This window comes from Mycobacterium sp., from assembly GCF_036488105.1.
Lineage (GTDB): Bacteria > Actinomycetota > Actinomycetes > Mycobacteriales > Mycobacteriaceae > Mycobacterium.
Genome location: NZ_DASXHW010000551.1, coordinates 1 through 3,435, shown reverse-complemented (window position 1 = coordinate 3,435; position 3,435 = coordinate 1). Strand labels below are relative to the sequence as shown.

At 69.4% G+C, this 3,435-nt stretch carries 9 protein-coding genes; all 9 read left to right on the top strand.

The genetic code is table 11. The features are described from left to right. The coding region (locus VGH54_RS28965) for a hypothetical protein (protein WP_331515615.1) at nucleotides 1–197 on the top strand (197 nt) is incomplete at its 5' end. Nucleotides 198–342: 145 nt separating this feature from the next. After that, nucleotides 343–552, top strand: a complete 210-nt coding sequence (locus VGH54_RS28960; protein ID WP_331515614.1) for a hypothetical protein — start codon at nucleotides 343–345, stop codon at nucleotides 550–552. A 111-nt stretch (nucleotides 553–663) separates the two neighbouring features. Then, on the top strand, nucleotides 664–840 hold the full coding sequence (locus tag VGH54_RS28955) for a hypothetical protein (RefSeq protein ID WP_331515612.1): 177 nt from the start codon (nucleotides 664–666) through the stop codon (nucleotides 838–840). Next, on the top strand, nucleotides 837–1,040 hold the full coding sequence (locus VGH54_RS28950) for a hypothetical protein (RefSeq protein WP_331515611.1): 204 nt from the start codon (nucleotides 837–839) through the stop codon (nucleotides 1,038–1,040). The genes VGH54_RS28955 and VGH54_RS28950 overlap by 4 nt, the downstream gene beginning before the upstream one ends. A 2-nt stretch (nucleotides 1,041–1,042) precedes the next feature. Then, the gene (locus VGH54_RS28945; protein WP_331515610.1) at nucleotides 1,043–1,192 is read left to right on the top strand and encodes a hypothetical protein; all 150 of its coding nucleotides are present in this window, start codon (nucleotides 1,043–1,045) and stop codon (nucleotides 1,190–1,192) included. 4 nt (nucleotides 1,193–1,196) lie between these two features. Further along, a complete protein-coding gene (locus VGH54_RS28940) occupies nucleotides 1,197–1,901 on the top strand; it encodes a hypothetical protein (protein WP_331515608.1) in 705 nt (234 codons plus the stop codon). A gap of 194 nt (nucleotides 1,902–2,095) precedes the next feature. Beyond that, nucleotides 2,096–2,326: a hypothetical protein gene (locus VGH54_RS28935; RefSeq protein ID WP_331515607.1), complete on the top strand. Its 231-nt coding sequence runs from the start codon at nucleotides 2,096–2,098 to the stop codon at nucleotides 2,324–2,326. Then, on the top strand, nucleotides 2,323–2,604 hold the full coding sequence (locus tag VGH54_RS28930) for a hypothetical protein (RefSeq protein ID WP_331515606.1): 282 nt from the start codon (nucleotides 2,323–2,325) through the stop codon (nucleotides 2,602–2,604). The genes VGH54_RS28935 and VGH54_RS28930 overlap by 4 nt, the downstream gene beginning before the upstream one ends. Continuing rightward, the coding region (locus VGH54_RS28925) for a hypothetical protein (RefSeq protein WP_331515605.1) at nucleotides 2,601–3,435 on the top strand (835 nt) is incomplete at its 3' end. The genes VGH54_RS28930 and VGH54_RS28925, both read left to right, overlap by 4 nt.

Below are 3,435 nucleotides of genomic sequence, written 5' to 3'. Positions count from 1 at the left end.
CGAAGTTCGACGCCGGGCCGCACGTTGCCACGAAGCGGCCAGGCGGGATGCCGGAATACGCGCGAGGCGGCGTGATCACGGCATCAGGAACAGGCGACGCGGTGCCGTTCACGGTCAGCGAGCGCCCGCACGGGCACGTCTCGTGGGCCCGGCAGTACATCGCATCGAGGTACGGAAGCGGAGGTGATGCCCAGTGACCAGTGACCCGATGCCGTTGACCTATCCGCCTGGGCACTGTGGCAGGGCGGGCGGGCCGGGGAGCGTCCCGTGACGCCGGAGTTCGGGTTCCACGAATCCGATCGTGCACTACTAATCCGAATCCTAGAGAACCAGGAGAGAATCATGGCTGATGTCACCAACCTCCAGGCCGCCGACACCGCACTGAAGGCGGAGGTCACGCAGGCGATCACCGACTGGCAGGCCGCGCTTGCCAGCTCCAACGGGGACCAGGCCGCGATCGACGCGGTAGCCGCCGACATGAACGCCACGGTCACCCAGTTGCAGGGCGCGGACCCGGCGACTCCGCCCGCTACGCCCCCGGCCGCGAGCTAGCACTGTCCGGGCGGCGGGAAGTGCGGAACCCGCCGCCCGGCCTGCCTGTATCACGGGGCGCTGCCGGGACGCCACAATAGGGGAGTTACACCGGATGTTATTTGAGAGCTGGTGAGGCGCATGCTGACCCCGGATACCCCCACGTACGACGCGCTGTGCGATGTCATGGACGAGGTCCAGCGCGCCAGGCAGATGCTCGCCCGGCTGTGCGAGCAGGCCGGCATCGACCCCGCCGAGGCGTCGCGCCTGCCCGATGACCCGGTTCCGGGAGTGGTGAAGGCGGCATGATCAAGGACCCTGAGGTCGGCGACTTCGTCAAGCTGACGGGCACGATCGTCTCGATTCACGAGGGCACGGCGCTGGTGGAGGTGTACCGCACTTACCCGGTCGGCCTGCGCGTCCCGGTGCAGTGCGGGGCGCTAGAGCACGTCGAGCCGGCCGCGGACAGCGGCGAGGTGCCCGAAGCGCAGACCGCGACGCGGATGTAGGCATGAAAGCCCATATCTGGAAGGACCGGGCGAGCGGCAGGTGGGTTTACCTCCTCGACGGCTTCGCAGGGGACTGCGCGACGTGGGAGCGGGCGCTCGCGGAGGTGCTGGACGAGCTCGACGTGCTCCGCTCGATGAGGATGCAGGCCTGAGCCCGTGACCACGCCAGCGCCTCCGCAGGGCCAGCAGCCGCCCCCGCCGCAGCAGGACGACGGCCTGGACGACGCAGCCCTGGCCGTCGCCATAGCCGCGCTCCTCGCTACCGCCGCGGTTACCGCCGCCTACGCCTCCAGCGTCGCCCTGATGCTCGGGGCGCTGAAGGCACGGTTCGCGCTGTCTCACGCGGCATGGCAGGCGCTCGGGTCGGTCCTGACGCAAGTGACAGCCTCGCCTCCTCCGGTCACCGGCGTTATCGGCGCGGCGTCCGAGCAGACGGCACGGCAGAACGCGGCGAGGCGGGCACAGTACGTCGTGGCGGCGTCCAAGCGGGTACTCGGGGCGGCACGGGAGGCACGGGCGAAAGGCGAGCCGGTGACGGGCGCTATCCGGGACCAGCTTGCCGTGGAGCGCCGGTACTACTCTCTCCACCTCGCGGCGATGTGGGGCCGGGCGTCAGCAGCGGGGAAGACGGACATGGCGGCGCTTGAGCACGGGAACCTGCTCGGGTGGTACGCGGTGCTCGACGGGCACACCAGCGCGGAGTGCAGGAACGCGGACGGGATGAATTACTACGCCTCGGCAATACCGGACATAGGGCTTCCTTCGGCAGTTCACTTGCACTGCCGCTGCGAGCCGGGCCCGGCGCATCCCGGCGGGAAGCTGCTGCCAAGCCGTGGCCTGAAGTTTGCGAGGGCGGCATGAGCGGCTTCCGCGACGTCCTGGTGGCGCGGCACGCGAGGTGCCTCGGCATCGCCGGTCGGGCTCCTGACTCGTCTCGCGGCACGGTTACCCGTGCTGGTGCCCAATTCTTCCCGCCTGTTCCGTCGCCGGGGTTTACACCGGTCCTCCGACCAGGCCGTCGTTACCGACAGGATAGCCAAGATGGCGAGGGCAGCGTGAAGGCGCGGGCCTGGCATGACGAGAAGTCCGGGTGGTGGCTGTCCGAGGTGCAAGGCTGCGGCATGCGCGTCACCGGCAGCGGCCGGACCCGGCAGTCTGCGGTCGATAGCGTCCTCGATCGCGGCTGGAAGTTCTGCGCCAGCATCAGGGAGCTTTCCGAGGCGGGCGCGCTGCCGCTGGCTGAGAGGCGAGGGCTTTTGACCGTCGAGACCGTGGAGTCAGCATGAGCTTTATCGCCGTCGATGTCAGCCCGGACCAGATCATTGAGTGGTTCGCCTGCTACCCAGAGGCCGAGCGCAGGCGCCTCACCGTCGGCCCGTGCCCGCATGACTGCCCGCACAACATGACGGCCACCGTCGCGTGGGGCGCGGATCTCAAGCACTACGAGCTGCACACCTGCGACGTGAAGAACGGCTGCGCGGGCAACTGCCGGGGGTGGATGGCGGCAACCGGCGCGACGAGTTACGAGCTTCACCGCCGCATCGACTGGAGGCTGCTGTCGTGACCGTAACCGCACCCGAGATCTCACCGCCCCCGGCCCCTTCCCGCCGTCGTCAGGTGCCGCTGACGCCGATGCGCACCCAGGCGGCGAAGTCGATGAGCAGGCTCGCCGACAGCATGCAGAAGTCCCACCCGGACCTGACCGTCCACCAGCACGTGAGAGACGCCGCCCGCATGCTCCGGGCAGGGCAGGAAGAGGCGGCGCAGCGGCACCTGCGGGCGGCGGCGTTCTCCCTGACTCCCCAGTCGCTGATGCGCCACGGCCTGCACACCGACGACGCGCACATAGCGGCGCGGGAGTCGCTTCACGGCGTTCACCGCCACCTGCTGCTGGTGAAGGACATCGCCGACGTGGCGGAGAAGAACCAGCAGCAGATCCGGCGTGACTCCTACGGTGATGACGCGACCTCGAACCCGCCGCCGAGGCCAGCGGACCCGAACGCTGGTTATGGACCGGGAGCTTTGGCGCAGAAGCCCACAGCACGGCAGCCGGGAGGGGACAAGGCGCTCAACGCCCCGGCGAGGACTAACAGCGGGGGCAGTGACCCGGGCGCGGCCGATCCTGACGGGCCGCAACCGAAGGGCAGCAAGCAGTTCGCCCGTACCTGGGACGACCTGGCGACAGTGATTAACCTGGTCGGACCTCACGGCTACTCGCACGGGTGGGTGAGGGAAGGTGCCGGGAGCGGGATCGTGACCGGCCCGCATCCCGCCGACAAGATGACGGTCGCGACGGACAAGCGCGCCGCGGCGCGGTCACTGTCCGATGACGAACTAGGGCAGGCGAACCAGGAGCTTTCCCGGCGGGCGGCAGCGCTTGGCAAGCCGGGGCAGC

What these genes read in the sequence shown, in the direction of transcription:
- VGH54_RS28960 (WP_331515614.1), top strand. Translation starts at nt 343, where the DNA reads ATGGCTGATGTCACCAACCTCCAGGCCGCCGACACCGCACTGAAGGCG.
- VGH54_RS28950 (WP_331515611.1), top strand. Translation starts at nt 837, where the DNA reads ATGATCAAGGACCCTGAGGTCGGCGACTTCGTCAAGCTGACGGGCACG.
- VGH54_RS28945 (WP_331515610.1), top strand. Translation starts at nt 1,043, where the DNA reads ATGAAAGCCCATATCTGGAAGGACCGGGCGAGCGGCAGGTGGGTTTAC.
- VGH54_RS28930 (WP_331515606.1), top strand. Translation starts at nt 2,323, where the DNA reads ATGAGCTTTATCGCCGTCGATGTCAGCCCGGACCAGATCATTGAGTGG.